The following is a 14,561-nucleotide window of genomic DNA, read 5'->3' as shown; positions in this document are numbered from 1 at the left end:
GCACCAAGGCGTTCGCGCGCGAATCCCACAGGAATAATTGGCCCGAAACAAACGTAGGAGCGAGCGCAGCTCGCGATTGCGCCGCGCGGGCGGCGCTCGCTCTAACAGGCGCTGCCATACCTTGTGGCAACCACCTGTCAGCCCTGATGCAATCCCTGTGGGAGCTGGCTTGCCTGCGATGGGGCGCGAAGCGACCCTGGTTTTACAGGTGTGGCTGGCGCAGTGCCCGGGCCTTGAGGTACTCACGCACCTCCACGGCATCCCCGGCAAACTCGATGCGCTCGGCCTTGGCTGCCCGCTGGTAGGCATACATCGGGTCGTAGTACTCGTTCAGCAAACCCTCGATCCAGCCCCGGTGCAGGTCCACCGCGCCGCTGCGCTGCTGTTCTTCCAGGGCCTGGCGCAGAACTTCCGATAGCCGTTGGTAGCGTTCGCCACCCAGGCGCTTGTGGATGTTGGCCATGCTCTTCAGCATGCGCTCGGCAAACAGGCGGCGACCGTCTTCCTCGCCATGCACGGCCATAAACTCGGCACTCAGGTTGATCACATAATCGCGAAGAATGCGTTCCACGCGGTTAGCGAAGCTGTCCTCCAGCCACACCAGCGGATACCGCTGCATGCCTTGGTATAGCTCCAGCGGCAACGTGCAACTGCCGACAATACGGCCCTCATCTTCCAGCACGAACTGCTCGACCCCTCGGGCACGCTTCTTCAGCACATCGATGGCCAACTGGTTCTCGAAATCGATCTGCGCCGGCTGCGCCGTGGCGCGCTTGCCGAAGCTGGAGCCGCGGTGATTGGCGTGGCCTTCCAGGTCGAGCACGTTCTCCAGTTGCTGCAGCACATCGGTCTTGCCGGTGCCGGTCAGGCCGCCGACCAGCACGAAATCGCATTGGGCAACCGCCTGCTGGGTCGTCCCCAGCAGAAAGTTACGCATGGCCTTGTAGCCACCTTTGACGCGTGGGTACTGGATGCCCGCTTCATCGCGCAGCCAGCCCTGCACGATCTGCGAGCGCAGGCCGCCCCGGAAGCAGTACAGGTAGCCCTCGGGATGCGCCTGGGTAAAGGCTACCCAGGCTTGCAGGCGTGCCTGCTTGGTAGCACCGCTGACCAACTGGTGGCCCAGCGCGATGGCGGCAGCCTGGCCCTGTTGCTTGAAGCAAGTGCCGACCTTCTGCCGCTCCTGGTCGTTCATCAGTGGCAGGTTGACCACGCCAGGGAAGGCGCCTTTGGCGAACTCGACCGGCGCGCGCATGTCCATCATCGGCACGTCGTGGAGGAACAGCTGGCGAAAATCGGTGCAGTCGGGGCGCATCAGATCACCTCGACCGCGTGGCTCTGTCGCTCGACCAGCTTGCCGATCGGCGCCAGTTGCAGGCCCAGTTCGGCGGCCACCGCCAGGAACTCTGCTTCACCTTGCGGGGTAACTGCCACCAGCAGGCCACCGCTGGTTTGCGGGTCGCACAGCAGGTGCTTCTGGTCGTCGCTGAGCGTACCGATCTTGTGCCCGTAGCTGTCGTAGTTGCGCAGGGTGCCGCCGGGGATGCAACCCTCGGCCAGGTAGTGGTCGACACTGGGCAGGCGCGGTACAGCGGCGTAGTCCAGGTGCGCGGTAAGGCCGCTGCCTTCTGCCAGTTCGACCAAGTGGCCGAGCAGGCCGAAGCCGGTGACGTCGGTCATGGCCTTGACCCCGTCCAGCTTGCCAAAGCGGCTGCCGGGGGTATTGAGGGTGCACATCCAGTCACGGGCCAGGCCTTGGTCCTGCGCGCGCAGCTTGGCCTTTTTCTCGGCAGTGGTGAGGATGCCGATGCCCAGTGGCTTGGTCAGGTACAGCTGGCAGCCGGCGCTAGCGGTGTCGTTGCGCTTGAGGTGGCGCTTGCTGACCACGCCGGTGACAGCCAGGCCGAAGATGGGCTCGGGAGCGTCGATGGAGTGGCCGCCGGCCAGTGGAATACCGGCTTCAGCGCACACGGCACGGCCACCGCGGATGACTTCGCGGGCGACTTCCGGTGGCAGCACGTTGACTGGCCAGCCAAGGATGGCGATGGCCATCAGCGGGTCGCCGCCCATGGCGTAGATGTCGCTGATGGCGTTGGTGGCGGCGATTCGACCGAAGTCATAGGGGTCATCGACGATCGGCATGAAGAAGTCGGTGGTCGAAACCACGCCACGTTCGTCGTCCAGTGCGTATACCGCGGCATCATCGCGTGAGGCGTTGCCGACCCACAGTTTCGGGTCCAGGGCCTGGGTGCCGCTTTCAGCGAGGATCACGTCCAGCACCTTGGGGGAAATCTTGCAGCCACAGCCGGCACCGTGGCTGTACTGGGTCAGGCGAATCGGCTCGCTCATACGTACCTCAGCAGGTCAATTTGTTGCGCGATTGTAGCAAAGCTGGCCTTTGCGCCTGTGCCTCTTATAATTCCTTGGGCCAGCTTCAAGCTTCAAGCTGCAAGCTGCAAGCTTCAAGCTTCAAGCTTCAAGCTTCAAGCAAAAGCAAAAGCAAAAGCCACATGCAGGCTGCTTTTGCTTGCAGCTTGCAGCTTGCAGCTTGCGACTTGCGACTTGCGACTCGCAGCCGCTTTTCCCCGCCATTGAACCGGAGAACCCCCCATGCTCAAACGCCCCCTGGCGCTCGCCGCTGGCCTTGTGCTGTCCTGCTGTGCCGTTGTCGTGCAGGCCGCTGAAACTTTGCGGGTCAGCGCCATCCCAGATGAAGCACCCACCGAACTGCAGCGCAAGTTCAAGCCGTTGGGCGAGTACCTGGCCAAGCAGTTGGGCATGGAAGTGAAGTTCGTGCCGGTGGCCGATTACCCGGCTGTGGTCGAGTCGCTGGCTTCCGACCGCCTCGACCTGGCCTGGCTGGGTGGGTTCACCTTCGTCCAGGTTCACCTGAAGGACCCGACCGTCACGCCGTTGGTGCAGCGTGAGCAGGATGCGCAGTTCACCTCCAAGTTCATCACCGCCGACCCCAACGTGAAAAGCCTGGCCGACCTGAAGGGCAAGTCGTTTGCCTTCGGCTCCATCTCGTCCACGTCCGGGAGCCTGATGCCGCGCTACTTCATGCTCAAGCAAGACAACATCAAGCCTGAGGACTACTTCAGCCGTGTGGCCTATTCCGGTGCCCATGACGCCACCGTGGCGTGGGTGCAGGCGGGCAAGGTCGACGCAGGTGTGCTCAATGCCAGCGTCTGGCAGAAGCTGGTGGACGCCGGCAAGGTCGATACCAGCAAGGTGAAGGTGTTCGCCACCACACCGACCTATTTCGACTACAACTGGACCGTGCGCGGCAACATGGACCCGGCGCTGAAAGAGAAGATCAAAAAGGCCTTCCTCGCCCTCGACCCGGCCAACCCGGCGGACAAGGCGATTCTCGACCTGCAGGCCGCCAGCCGCTTCATCGAGACCAAGGCCGAGAACTACGTGGGCACCGAGCAAGCGGCGCGTGAGGCCGGCCTGCTCAAGTGACAGCCTCGAACGCGGCCATCCAGCTGCATGGCGCCGGCCTGCGCCACGGACAGGTGCGCGCTCTCGATGCCGTCAGCCTGCAGATCGACCAAGGCGAGCGCGTGGCCATCATCGGGCCTTCGGGCGCGGGCAAGTCCAGCTTGCTGCACCTGATGGCCACGGCCGTGCGGCCTGGCAGCGGGCGCCTGGAACTGCTCGGCGAGCAGCCCTGGGCGTTGTCGGTGCGGGCGCGTCAACGCTTACGTGCGCGGGTCGGCCTGGTACACCAGGCGCCACCCTTGCCGCCGCGCCAACGGGTGGTCACGGCAGTGCTGGCAGGGCGCCTGGGGCAGTGGGGGCTGCTGCGCGGCTTGTTCAACCTGCTGTACCCCAGCGATGTCGCAGGCGCTCGGCAGGTTCTGGCTGAACTAGGCCTGGCCGACAAGCTGTTCGTGCAATGTGGGCAACTGTCCGGCGGGCAGTTGCAACGGGTCGGCATCGCGCGCGCGTTGTATCAACGGCCGCAGGTACTGCTCACCGACGAACCCGTGTCGGCCATGGACCCGGTGCTGGCCGACCACAGCCTGGCTTTGCTCAACCGCCATGCCCAGCGCCATGGCGTTACCCTGGTGGCCAGCCTGCATGCGGTGGAGCTGGCGCTGGCGCATTTCCCTCGGGTGGTCGGTATTCGCGAGGGGCAGGTGGCGTTCGACTGCCCGGCCACTGCGGTCACCAGGCAGATGCTGGATGCGTTGTACGCCAACGAACACCTGGCTTCGCCGCCAACCCCTGGGGCACCCCTGACCGTGCAGATTCCGCGATGCTGACTGCCAGCACCCGCGACCCGGCCTTATTGCCGCGGTTGCTGCTGGCCGTGCTGGCTGTGGCAGTCCTGTGGCCGGGTATCCAGTTGAGCGAGCTGAACCCCGGTGTGCTGCTGCAGGCAGAGAACCGGCAGCAGATCGCCCAGTTCACCCGCGCGTTCTGGCCACCGGCCCACGACGCCGATTTCCTTGCGTTGCTGTACGACGCCACGTTGCAGACCCTGGCCGTGGCGACTGCCGGCATGGCGCTGGCATTGCTGCTGGCGATCCCGGCTGGCTTGCTGGCCAGCCGGGCGTTGTCGTTGCGCGCTGCATCCAGGGGCGGACGGGCCGGGTTAGGGTCACGGGTGGTACGCCTGCCTGTGCGCGGGTTGCTGATTTTCCTGCGCAGCGTGCCCGAGATAGTCTGGGCGTTGCTGTTCGTGCGTGCGGTGGGGTTGGGGCCGACGGCAGGGGTACTGGCCATTGCCATTACCTACAGCGGCATGCTCGGCAAGGTCTATGCCGAGATTTTCGAATCGGTCGACCAGCGCCCGGCACATGCCTTGTTGCAGGCGGGCAGCGGGCGCTTGGCGGCGTTCCTCTACGGCATCCTGCCCAATGCCGCCGCCGAGGTGGTGTCGTACACCGTTTACCGCTGGGAATGCGCGGTACGGGCTTCGGTGGTGATGGGCTTTGTTGGCGCCGGGGGGCTGGGGCAGCAGATCGACCTTTCGATGCGCATGTTTGCAGGTGCCGAGGTTGCCAGCATGCTGCTGACCTTCCTGTTGCTGGTGATCCTGGCCGACCTGCTCAGCCGCTTGCTGCGTTGGAGGTTGGCATGAACCGGGTGATCAACCTGGTACTGCTGGGGGCCATCGTGGCGGCGGTAGCGGCCTCGTTTGCCTACCTGCAGCTGGACTTGCAAGCACTGGTCGGCAATGGCGGCCTGGGGCAGATGGGCGAATACGCCGGGCGCTTCCTGCACCCTGACTGGTCTGCCGGGCACCTGAAGGCGGTATGGCACGGGGCGCTGGAGACCCTGGCCATGTCCGGGCTGGGCACCCTGTTGGCGATGGTGCTGGGGATGCTGCTGGCGCTGCCGGCGGCGGGCCGCTTCGGTTGGCCGTTGCAGGGCGCTGCGCGGTTGCTGCTCAATGCCCTGCGCGCCATTCCGGAGCTCGTGTGGGCGGCGCTGACCGTGCTGGCCGCCGGGCTTGGGCCCAATGCCGGCACCCTGGCCCTGGCGCTGCACACTGCCGGGGTACTGGGGCGGTTGTTTGCCGAGGCGCTGGAGAACGCGCCGCCAGAGCCTGCGGCGGCGATCCGTTTGCAGGGGGGTAGCCAGGTGGCGGCCTTCTGCTTTGGCACGTTGCCCAATGTGTGGCCGCAGTTGCTGGCGTATAGCTTGTACCGCTGGGAGAACAACATTCGCATGGCCAGCGTGCTGGGGTTTGTCGGGGCGGGGGGGCTGGGGCAGCTGCTGTACACCACCTTGAGCCTGTTCCAGGAAGCCCAGGCCAGTACGGTGATCCTTGGCATGCTGGTGCTGGTGTTGCTGGTGGACATGCTCAGTGATGTGTTGCGCCAGCGTTATGTGCGGGCCTGACCGATAGCCAGGGCCGCCAGGCAGCCCCAAAATCCATCAGGCTCCCACCACCTCGCCACACTGCGCCTCGCGCTGCATGGATTCCAGGTTGCGCTCAATCGTCTCGCAAATGGTGTCCATCTGGATCTGGTGCTCACTGAACCTGAACGGGCTCTGCAAGTCGGTACCGATCCGCTCGATGGCCAGCAACATGAACCCCACCACCGTCGACGCCAGCGGTGTGAACCAGCCCAGCGACTCCACCAGCCCCACCGGCACGATCAGGCAGAACAAGGTGATGAACAGGCGCGGAAAATACACATAAGGGTACGGCAGCGGCGTATTGGCAATCCGCTCCATGCCGCCCTGGGCATTGGACAGGTCCACCAGGGTTGCCTCCAGCCGCGCCAGGCGAATGCTGTCCAGCCGCCCGGCCTGGTATTCCCGGGCCAGCAGGGCCGCCGAGCCGCTGAGGATGTCGTTGGCGAAGTTGTTCGAGCGGTTGCGCCGTTCGAACTCCGCCGGCGGGATAAAAGCCATCAGTTCATCCGGGCAGGGTTCACCTTTCAGGTGTGCCGCCAGGCAGTTCACATAGGCGACATGCCGGCGCAGCAGGGTGGCCTTGACCGGGTTCAGGCCGTCGTCCGTGTCATCGATCAGGGTCAGCGTCTGCCGGGCAAAGCTGCGCGAGCTGTTCACCAGCGCGCCCCATAACGTGCGTGCTTCCCACCAGCGGTTGTAGGCACTGCTGTTGCGAAAGCTCACCAGCACCACCAGCGCAGAACCCAACAGGGTCAATGGGATCAGCGGCAAGGTGAACTTGCTGTTGAAGAACAGCATGAAGTCGATGGTGACCAGCACATCCCAGATCAGCAGCCAGAACAGCGACCAGCCGATGTAGCCGATGGTCTTCACCACCAGGCGGTACTTGCGGGCGATGACGTCTTTCACGCGGGGGTACCTCGGAACGCGGGGGATGCAGGATGGGACGTCGAGGGGCGCCGAAGGTTCGCCATCCTTTGAGCGGGTGTATCCATAAGGATACGATTGGGTGCCACTTGATGATGCCGAATGGTGTGAAGCCCAGCTGTGGATAGAGCAGCAGGCCGGCGGTGTCGTGATTGAGGCATGGCACTCGGGCCTCCCGAGCGCAGGCTCAAATCCCGCGCAGGCCCTGTAGGAGCGGGTTTACCCGCGAAGAGGCCATCAGCCTCACATCATAGGCCGCTTTCCATCCAGCACCGCGCCCCGATTCACGGCTTGGCGGCCACCGCCACGTAGCCTTTGACCGCAGCCGGCGCCCTCGGCTTGGCCTTGCGTGCCAGCAGGTACTGATAGCGCCGCCACTCCTTGTCGATCTCGTTGAACGACATGAACACGCTGATGCGTTCCTTGCCGATCAGGTCGGGGCGCCTGCCGGCGTCGATCTCGCTGGTCGGGATGATGGCCACGTTGATGCCTACGACCTTGCCATCGTCGGCAAACACCGGCCCACCCGACATGCCTTTGGTGATCGGGCCATCGTGTACCGAGTAGAAGACACTGCCAGGCGTACCTTCCAGCCGAACCAGCGACGGCAGGGCATGGCCCTTGCCTTGCATCGGCATCATCAAGCTGTTGTAGCCGACCGCCGTCACGGCCTCGCCCGGCACGTACTGGCGCCAGGCCGGTAACGTCGCAGCCTTGTGCTTGAAGAACACCACATCACCGAGGCCTTCGTGAACCACGTTGGGCAGGAAGGGGGTGTGTTTGGCGGTTACTGCGTAATCCTCATTCCACTGGATGGCGCTGGCCATCAGCAGCATTGGCAGCGGAGCACCGGAGGTGACCACGAATGCCTGGCTGTAGACGGGATCGGAAACGTAAGACGTTGGCACTCCATTGCACCCACCCAGCAGCATCATTGCTGCCACACAGGGCGCTATAGCTTTCATGGTTCACACAGGATTGAGGGGAAGGGTGCGCAACTATGGCTAAGTGCCATTATTCGGACAATCCTTTCGTGATATATCCGACGAATGACAGCTTAAGTGCTAATCAGAAGGGTAGCCAATAGAATCGGGGTATCGGGGTGAGGCCCCGCGCCGTGGCGGTGGCGTCAAGGCGAAGGGTGGTTTTGGCGAGACGAAAAAAAACCGACCATAAGGTCGGCTTTTTCCGGATTTTGGTGCCCCGAGGGAGACTCGAACTCCCACTCCTTTCGAAAACGGATTTTGAATCCGCCGCGTCTACCAATTCCGCCATCAGGGCGTGTGGCGCGCAGTATAGAGAGCTGCCGCTGGTCGGTCAATCGGCTTTCATGGTCAATTTTCACACATTGGGCTAAACTTCCCGGCCCTGCCGAACCGAACATCATCATGCGCGTCGCCGATTTTTCCTTCGAACTCCCCGATTCCCTGATCGCCCGCCACCCACTGGCCGAGCGCCATGGCAGCCGTCTGCTGGTCCTCGATGGGCCGAGCGGCGTGCTGGCACACCGGCAATTTCCCGATTTGCTCGAGTACCTGCGCCCCGGCGACCTGATGGTGTTCAACAACACCCGGGTCATCCCGGCCCGCTTGTTCGGCCAGAAAGCGTCTGGCGGCAAGCTGGAGGTGCTGGTCGAACGCGTGCTCGACAGCCACCGGGTGCTGGCTCACGTAAGGGCCAGCAAGGCGCCGAAAGAGGGCGCGGTCATCCTCATCGATGGCGGTGGTGAGGCCGAAATGGTCGCCCGCCACGACACACTGTTCGAGCTGCGCTTCACCGAAGAGGTGCTGCCCCTGCTCGACCGCGTCGGCCACATGCCGTTGCCGCCCTATATCGACCGCCCTGACGAGGGCGCCGACCGTGAGCGCTACCAGACCGTCTACGCCGAGCGTGCCGGTGCAGTGGCTGCGCCTACCGCCGGCCTGCACTTCGATGAAGCGTTGCTGGAAAAAATCGCCGCCAAGGGCGTGGAGCGCGCCTTCGTCACCCTGCACGTGGGCGCGGGCACGTTCCAGCCGGTGCGTGTCGACAAGATCGAAGACCACCATATGCACAAAGAGTGGCTCGAAGTGAGCCAGGAGGTGGTCGATGCCATCACGGCCTGTCGCGCTCGGGGTGGCCGGGTGATCGCCGTGGGCACCACCAGCGTGCGTTCGCTGGAAAGTGCCGCGCGCGACGGCGTGCTCAAGGCGTTCAGCGGCGACACCGATATTTTCATCTACCCGGGTCGGCCGTTCCATGTGGTCGACGCGCTGGTCACCAACTTCCACCTGCCGGAGTCCACGCTGCTGATGCTGGTCTCGGCCTTCGCCGGCTACCCCGAGACCATGGCCGCCTACGCCGCGGCGGTGGAGCAGGGGTACCGCTTCTTCAGTTACGGTGATGCCATGTTCATCACCCGCAATCCGGCGCCACGCGGCCCCGAGGATCAAGCATGAGTCGCACCTGTCGAATGTCCTTCGAACTGCTGGCCACCGACGGCAAGGCCCGTCGCGGTCGCATCACTTTCCCTCGTGGCACCGTGGAAACCCCGGCGTTCATGCCGGTGGGCACCTATGGCACGGTCAAGGGCATGCTGCCACGCGATATCGAGGCCATTGGCGCCGAGATGATCCTCGGCAATACCTTCCACCTGTGGCTGCGCCCGGGCACCGAGGTGATCAAGAAGCACAACGGCCTGCACGATTTCATGCAGTGGAAGGGCCCGATCCTCACCGACTCCGGTGGTTTCCAGGTGTTCAGCCTGGGCGCCATGCGCAAGATCAAGGAAGAGGGTGTGACCTTCGCTTCGCCGGTCGATGGTTCCAAGGTGTTCATGGGCCCGGAAGAGTCGATGCAGGTCCAGCGTGACCTGGGCTCGGACGTGGTGATGATCTTCGACGAGTGCACCCCGTACCCGGCCGAGCACGATGTCGCGCGCACCTCCATGGAGCTGTCGCTGCGCTGGGCCCAGCGCTCGAAGAACGCCCACGCCGACAACACCGCCGCGCTGTTCGGCATTGTCCAGGGTGGCATGTACCAGGACCTGCGCATGCGCTCGCTCGAGGGCCTGGAAAACATCGGCTTCGATGGCCTGGCCATTGGTGGCCTGTCGGTTGGCGAGCCCAAGCACGAAATGATCAAGGTGCTGGATTACCTGCCTGACCAGATGCCGGCTGACAAACCTCGTTACCTTATGGGGGTAGGCAAACCGGAAGATCTCGTTGAGGGTGTGCGCCGCGGCGTCGACATGTTCGACTGCGTGATGCCAACGCGCAACGCGCGCAACGGGCATCTGTTTGTCGATACAGGGGTGATCAAGATCCGCAATGCGTTCCATCGCCACGATGAATCGCCGCTGGATCCGACCTGTGACTGCTACACCTGCACCAACTTCTCGCGCGCCTATCTGCACCATTTGGACAAGTGCGGCGAAATGCTGAGCAGCATGCTGAATACCATCCACAACTTGCGCCATTACCAGCGCTTGATGGCCGGTTTACGCGAGGCCATTCATCAGGGTAAATTGGCCGCCTTTGTCGACGCCTTCTACGCCAAGCGCGGGCTTCCGGTTCCGCCCTTGGACTGATTGTCTGCATCCATTATTAGAAAATTACATTAGGAGTGCCCAATGAGCTTCTTGATCCCCGCCGCATACGCGGACGCTGCAGCACCTGCCGCCGGCCCAGCCGGTACCGGCTTCGAGTGGATTTTCCTGGTCGGTTTCCTGGTCATCTTCTACCTCATGATCTGGCGCCCACAGGCCAAGCGTGCCAAAGAGCAGAAGAACCTGCTGAGCAACTTGCAAAAAGGTGACGAAGTTGTCACCAACGGCGGTATCGCCGGCAAGATCGTCAAGGTTTCCGATGACTTCGTGGTATTGGAAGTGTCCGACACTGTCGAACTGAAGTTCCAGAAGGGTGCCATTGCTGCGACCCTGCCAAAAGGTACGCTCAAGGCTATCTGAGTTACCGGTTTTATTTTCCAGTCGGGGCGCGCAACGCGCCCCGCGTCTTGAACGGGCGGCGTGATGCTGAACAAATACCCTCTGTGGAAATATGCACTGATCGTGCTGGTACTGGTGGTCGGTTTCATTTATTCCGCACCCAACCTTTACCCGGACGACCCGGCGGTGCAGATCAGTGGTGCCAGCTCGGCGCTGCAGGTGAACCAGGCCGACCTCGACCGCGTCAGCAAGGCGTTGGTCGATGCCAAGATCCCAGTCAAGGGCACCAGCCTGGGCGAGAAGGGCAGCGGGCTGATCCGCCTGACCAACCAGGAAGACCAGCTGCCGGCCAAGGATGTGGTGCGCAAGGCGCTGGGCGATGATTACGTCGTGGCCCTGAACCTGGCCCAGACGACTCCGCAATGGCTGCGCAACCTGGGTGCAAGCCCGATGAAGCTGGGCCTGGACCTGTCCGGTGGTGTGCACTTCCTGCTGGAAGTGGACATGGACAAGGCCATGAGCGCCCGCATGAAAGTCTACGAAGGCGAGGTCAAGACCTTGCTGCGTAAAGAGCGTGTGCGCTACCGCAGCCTGCCTCAGCAGGATGGTGGCATCATGCTGGGCTTTGCTGACGATGCAACCCGCGAACAGGCGCGAGCCCTGATCCGCAAGAATTTCAATGATTTCGACCTGACCACCACCGAGCGCAACGACCTTGCGGTGCTGCGCCTGGCGCTGACCCAGGCGAAGGTCGCCGAAATCCGCGAATACTCGATCAAGCAGAACCTCACCACCGTGCGCAACCGCGTCAACGAGCTGGGCGTGGCCGAGCCGCTGGTACAGCGTCAGGGCGCCAACCGCATCGTGGTCGAGTTGCCGGGTGTGCAGGACACTGCCGAAGCCAAACGTATCCTGGGTAAAACCGCCAACCTCGAGTTCCGTTTCGGTGCCGAACCGGGTGCGTCCAAGGCCACTACCGAGGTGTTCGAGTTCCGCGAAGGCGGCCGGTCCGCTGCGGTCGAGCGCGGGCTGATCATTACCGGTGACCAGGTTACCGACGCCCAGGCAAGCTTCGATGAACACGGCCGCCCACAGGTGAACATTCGCCTGGATGGCCACGGTGGCGAGCTGATGAGCCGCGCTACCCGCAGCAACGTTGGCCGCAGCATGGCGGTGATCTTCATTGAGCAGAAGCCGGTTACCCGCTACGTCAAGCAAACCGTCGACGGCGTCGAGAAAGACGTGGCCGTGCAAAGCTTCGTCGAAGAAAAGAAAATCATCAGCCTGGCCACCATCCAGTCGCCGCTGGGTAGCCAGTTCCGCATCACCGGCCTGAACGGCCAGGGCGAATCGTCCGAGCTGGCGCTGTTGCTGCGTGCCGGTGGTCTGGCTGCACCGATGTACTTCGCAGAAGAACGTACCATTGGCCCAAGCCTGGGTGCCGACAACATCACCAAAGGTATCGATGCATCGCTGTGGGGCATGCTGTTCGTCTCGCTGTTCATCATCGCCATCTACCGTGGTTTTGGCGTGATCGCCACCATCGCCCTGGCGGGCAACATGGTGCTGCTGCTGGCACTGATGTCGCTGCTGGGGGCCACCCTGACCCTGCCGGGCATTGCCGGTATCGTGTTGACCATGGGTATGGCGGTAGACGCCAACGTGCTGATCTTCTCGCGCATACGCGAAGAGCTGAAGGCCGGCATGTCGGTGCAGCGCGCCATCCACGAAGGTTTCAACCGCGCCTATACCGCGATCATCGACGCCAACCTGACCAGCCTGCTGGTCGGCGGCATCCTGTTCGCCATGGGTACCGGCCCGGTCAAGGGCTTTGCGGTCACCATGTCCCTCGGGATTTTCACCTCGATGTTCACCGCCGTCATGGTGACCCGCGCAATGGTCAACCTGACCTGTGGCGGGCGTGACATCAAGAAGCTGTGGGTTTGAGGGAGCTGCGATGAAAACCATCAACTTCATGGGCGTGCGCAATGTCGCGTTCGCCATTACCGTGCTCCTCACCGTGCTGGCGCTGTTCAGCTGGTGGCAGAAAGGCCTGAACTTCGGCCTGGACTTCACCGGTGGTACGCTGATCGAGCTGACCTACGAGCGCCCGGCAGACCTCAAGGCGGTACGCGCCGAGCTGGTCGACTCCGGTTTCCACGAGGCCGTGGTGCAAAGCTTTGGTGCTACCACCGACCTGTTGGTGCGTATGCCGGGTGATGACCCGCAACTGGGCAACAAGGTAGCTGCCGCACTGCAGAAGGCGGGCGGCGACAACCCGGCCACGCTCAAGCGCGTCGAGTTCGTTGGCCCGCAGGTGGGTGAAGAGCTGCGCGACCAGGGTGGCATGGGCATGCTGCTGGCGCTGGGCGGCATCCTCATCTACCTGGCCTTCCGCTTCCAGTGGAAGTTCGCGGTGGGGGCGATCATCTCGCTGATTCACGACGTGGTGGTCACACTGGGTATCCTGTCGTTCTTCCAGATCACCTTCGACCTGACGGTGTTGGCGGCAGTGCTGGCGATCATTGGCTACTCGCTGAACGACACCATCGTCGTGTTCGACCGGGTGCGGGAAAACTTCCGGGTCATGCGCAAGGCTTCGTTGATCGAGAACATCAACGTGTCCACCACCCAGACCTTGCTGCGTACCATCGCCACCTCGGTTTCGACCTTGCTGGCCATCGCGGCGCTGTTGTTCTTTGGCGGTGACAACCTGTTCGGCTTCTCGCTGGCCTTGTTCATCGGGGTGATGGCAGGTACCTACTCGTCGATCTATATCGCCAACGTGGTATTGATCTGGCTGAACCTGAACAGTGAAGACCTGATCCCGCCGACCAAGGCAGAAGGCGTGGACGATCGTCCGTAGCGGCTAGCCCAACACCGCCTGGCGGTGCAAAAGGCGCGAGTATTGAACTCGCGCCTTTTTTTTTGCTCCAAGGCTGGGAGAAGCGCGGGTTGCGACCCGCTGTTACGATCAGGAGGTTGACGTGAATAAATCAATGCTGGTGGGTGCGGTACTGGGTGCTGTCGGTGTGACTGCCGGAGGTGCTGTCGCGACCTACAGCTTGGTCAACAAGGGGCCTGAATATGCCCAGGTCACCGACGTGCAGCCGATCAAGCAACAGGTGAAAACCCCGCGTGAAGTGTGCAAGGACGTTGCCGTAACGCGCCAGGCGCCGGTCAAGGACCAGCACCAGATCGCCGGTACCGTGGTAGGCGCCCTGGCGGGCGGCTTGCTCGGCAACCAGATCGGTGGCGGCACAGGCAAGAAGATCGCCACCGTTGCCGGTGCGGTCGGTGGTGGTTATGCCGGCAACAAGGTGCAGGAAGGCATGCAGCAGCGTGACACCTACACCACCACGCAAACCCGCTGCAATACGGTCAATGACATCAGTGAAAAGGTGGTGGGGTACAACGTGAAGTACACCCTGGGTGATCAGGTAGGGCAGGTGAAGATGGACCGCGAGCCAGGGTCGACCATTCCGGTGGACAAGAATGGCAAGCTGATCCTGAGCGAGGCCGGGCAGTAAGTCTGAATGTGGTCCGCTCTTTTATGTGGGGCGGCCTTGCGTCGCGAAAGGGGCGCGGAGCGGCCCCAGGGTCTGTGACCCATCAGAGAGTGTCGGGGCTGCTTTGCAGCCCTTTCGCGACACAAGGCCGCTCCCACAAAATGGACTGCCCCCAAGAAGTTGGACACCAATCCAATTTCTTGGGGTGTCCATATGAGCAAGTACTCAGACCAATTCAAGCTTACCGCCGTTCATGCCTACCTGGAGGGTGGTGAAGGTTTCCGAAAAGTAGCCCAGCGACTTGCAGTGGACTTCAGCCTGCT

15 protein-coding genes, 1 tRNA gene and 1 pseudogene are annotated in these 14,561 nt (G+C 62.9%); 11 read left to right on the top strand and 6 right to left on the bottom strand.

Annotation, left to right across the window (positions count from 1 at the left end):
- Window positions 1–202: 202 nt before the first annotated feature.
- A complete protein-coding gene (gene mnmH, locus QME24_RS23780) occupies window positions 203–1,315 on the bottom strand; it encodes a tRNA 2-selenouridine(34) synthase MnmH (protein WP_029887424.1) in 1,113 nt (370 codons plus the stop codon).
- Window positions 1,315–2,349 carry a selenide, water dikinase SelD gene (gene selD / locus QME24_RS23775; RefSeq protein WP_029887425.1) on the bottom strand — a complete coding sequence of 345 codons (1,035 nt, stop codon included), beginning with the start codon at window positions 2,347–2,349 and terminating at the stop codon, window positions 1,315–1,317. The genes mnmH and selD overlap by 1 nt, the downstream gene beginning before the upstream one ends.
- Before the next feature lie 261 nt (window positions 2,350–2,610).
- On the opposite strand from selD, the gene QME24_RS23770 reads away from it, so the two are divergent.
- From QME24_RS23770 to phnE, 4 genes are read left to right on the top strand one after another with little or no spacing between them, the layout of a single operon-like run.
- Entirely contained in the window at window positions 2,611–3,465 is an 855-nt protein-coding gene (locus tag QME24_RS23770) for a putative selenate ABC transporter substrate-binding protein (protein ID WP_054890551.1), read from the top strand.
- The gene (locus QME24_RS23765; RefSeq protein WP_009682056.1) at window positions 3,462–4,271 is read left to right on the top strand and encodes an ATP-binding cassette domain-containing protein; all 810 of its coding nucleotides are present in this window, start codon (window positions 3,462–3,464) and stop codon (window positions 4,269–4,271) included. Before QME24_RS23770 ends, QME24_RS23765 begins: the two co-directional genes overlap by 4 nt.
- A complete protein-coding gene (locus QME24_RS23760) occupies window positions 4,265–5,092 on the top strand; it encodes an ABC transporter permease (protein ID WP_182336480.1) in 828 nt (275 codons plus the stop codon). The genes QME24_RS23765 and QME24_RS23760 overlap by 7 nt, the downstream gene beginning before the upstream one ends.
- Window positions 5,089–5,856 carry a phosphonate ABC transporter, permease protein PhnE gene (gene phnE / locus QME24_RS23755; protein WP_029887428.1) on the top strand — a complete coding sequence of 256 codons (768 nt, stop codon included), beginning with the start codon at window positions 5,089–5,091 and terminating at the stop codon, window positions 5,854–5,856. The genes QME24_RS23760 and phnE overlap by 4 nt, the downstream gene beginning before the upstream one ends.
- 36 nt (window positions 5,857–5,892) lie before the next feature.
- Here the strand turns inward: phnE and QME24_RS23750 are convergent, their stop codons facing one another.
- The 4 genes and pseudogenes from QME24_RS23750 to QME24_RS23735 all read right to left on the bottom strand — a co-directional run bounded on the left by QME24_RS23750 (window position 5,893) and on the right by QME24_RS23735 (window position 8,085).
- On the bottom strand, window positions 5,893–6,786 hold the full coding sequence (locus QME24_RS23750) for a bestrophin family ion channel (protein WP_029887429.1): 894 nt from the start codon (window positions 6,784–6,786) through the stop codon (window positions 5,893–5,895).
- A 112-nt stretch (window positions 6,787–6,898) separates the two neighbouring features.
- Window positions 6,899–6,985: pseudogene (locus QME24_RS23745) on the bottom strand (GNAT family N-acetyltransferase); the annotation flags it as partial.
- A gap of 103 nt (window positions 6,986–7,088) precedes the next feature.
- On the bottom strand, window positions 7,089–7,736 hold the full coding sequence (locus tag QME24_RS23740) for a trypsin-like peptidase domain-containing protein (RefSeq protein ID WP_029887430.1): 648 nt from the start codon (window positions 7,734–7,736) through the stop codon (window positions 7,089–7,091).
- Between the two features lie 264 nt (window positions 7,737–8,000).
- A tRNA-Leu gene (locus QME24_RS23735) sits at window positions 8,001–8,085 on the bottom strand.
- A gap of 107 nt (window positions 8,086–8,192) precedes the next feature.
- Between QME24_RS23735 and queA the strand changes: the two genes are divergently transcribed.
- The 7 genes from queA to QME24_RS23700 all read left to right on the top strand — a co-directional run.
- Window positions 8,193–9,242 (top strand): tRNA preQ1(34) S-adenosylmethionine ribosyltransferase-isomerase QueA, encoded by a 1,050-nt coding sequence (gene queA / locus QME24_RS23730; RefSeq protein ID WP_054906087.1) that lies wholly within the window; start codon window positions 8,193–8,195, stop codon window positions 9,240–9,242.
- Window positions 9,243–9,256: 14 nt separating this feature from the next.
- Window positions 9,257–10,372 carry a tRNA guanosine(34) transglycosylase Tgt gene (gene tgt, locus QME24_RS23725; RefSeq protein WP_009682049.1) on the top strand — a complete coding sequence of 372 codons (1,116 nt, stop codon included), beginning with the start codon at window positions 9,257–9,259 and terminating at the stop codon, window positions 10,370–10,372.
- Window positions 10,373–10,414: 42 nt separating this feature from the next.
- On the top strand, window positions 10,415–10,750 hold the full coding sequence (yajC, locus tag QME24_RS23720) for a preprotein translocase subunit YajC (RefSeq protein WP_008092587.1): 336 nt from the start codon (window positions 10,415–10,417) through the stop codon (window positions 10,748–10,750).
- Window positions 10,751–10,813: 63 nt separating this feature from the next.
- Window positions 10,814–12,676 (top strand): protein translocase subunit SecD, encoded by a 1,863-nt coding sequence (gene secD / locus QME24_RS23715; RefSeq protein WP_029885472.1) that lies wholly within the window; start codon window positions 10,814–10,816, stop codon window positions 12,674–12,676.
- 10 nt (window positions 12,677–12,686) lie between these two features.
- Window positions 12,687–13,595: a protein translocase subunit SecF gene (gene secF / locus QME24_RS23710; protein ID WP_009682047.1), complete on the top strand. Its 909-nt coding sequence runs from the start codon at window positions 12,687–12,689 to the stop codon at window positions 13,593–13,595.
- Between the two features lie 121 nt (window positions 13,596–13,716).
- The gene (locus QME24_RS23705) at window positions 13,717–14,259 is read left to right on the top strand and encodes a glycine zipper 2TM domain-containing protein (RefSeq protein ID WP_033744396.1); all 543 of its coding nucleotides are present in this window, start codon (window positions 13,717–13,719) and stop codon (window positions 14,257–14,259) included.
- Between the two features lie 192 nt (window positions 14,260–14,451).
- Window positions 14,452–14,561, top strand: a 110-nt coding sequence (locus tag QME24_RS23700) for a transposase (protein WP_148101371.1), incomplete at its 3' end; no start/stop codon positions are given.

The sequence above is a fragment of the Pseudomonas sp. PARCl1 genome, assembly GCF_947311875.1.
GTDB lineage: Bacteria > Pseudomonadota > Gammaproteobacteria > Pseudomonadales > Pseudomonadaceae > Aquipseudomonas > Aquipseudomonas juntendi.
This window is presented reverse-complemented; position numbering and strand designations above follow the sequence as displayed.

Coding starts and splice junctions, on each gene's coding strand:
- mnmH (WP_029887424.1), bottom strand. CDS start 1,315: ATGCGCCCCGACTGCACCGATTTTCGCCAGCTGTTCCTCCACGACGTG.
- selD (WP_029887425.1), bottom strand. CDS start 2,349: ATGAGCGAGCCGATTCGCCTGACCCAGTACAGCCACGGTGCCGGCTGT.
- QME24_RS23770 (WP_054890551.1), top strand. CDS start 2,611: ATGCTCAAACGCCCCCTGGCGCTCGCCGCTGGCCTTGTGCTGTCCTGC.
- QME24_RS23760 (WP_182336480.1), top strand. CDS start 4,265: ATGCTGACTGCCAGCACCCGCGACCCGGCCTTATTGCCGCGGTTGCTG.
- phnE (WP_029887428.1), top strand. CDS start 5,089: ATGAACCGGGTGATCAACCTGGTACTGCTGGGGGCCATCGTGGCGGCG.
- QME24_RS23740 (WP_029887430.1), bottom strand. CDS start 7,736: ATGCTGCTGGGTGGGTGCAATGGAGTGCCAACGTCTTACGTTTCCGAT.
- queA (WP_054906087.1), top strand. CDS start 8,193: ATGCGCGTCGCCGATTTTTCCTTCGAACTCCCCGATTCCCTGATCGCC.
- tgt (WP_009682049.1), top strand. CDS start 9,257: ATGTCCTTCGAACTGCTGGCCACCGACGGCAAGGCCCGTCGCGGTCGC.
- yajC (WP_008092587.1), top strand. CDS start 10,415: ATGAGCTTCTTGATCCCCGCCGCATACGCGGACGCTGCAGCACCTGCC.
- secD (WP_029885472.1), top strand. CDS start 10,814: ATGCTGAACAAATACCCTCTGTGGAAATATGCACTGATCGTGCTGGTA.
- secF (WP_009682047.1), top strand. CDS start 12,687: ATGAAAACCATCAACTTCATGGGCGTGCGCAATGTCGCGTTCGCCATT.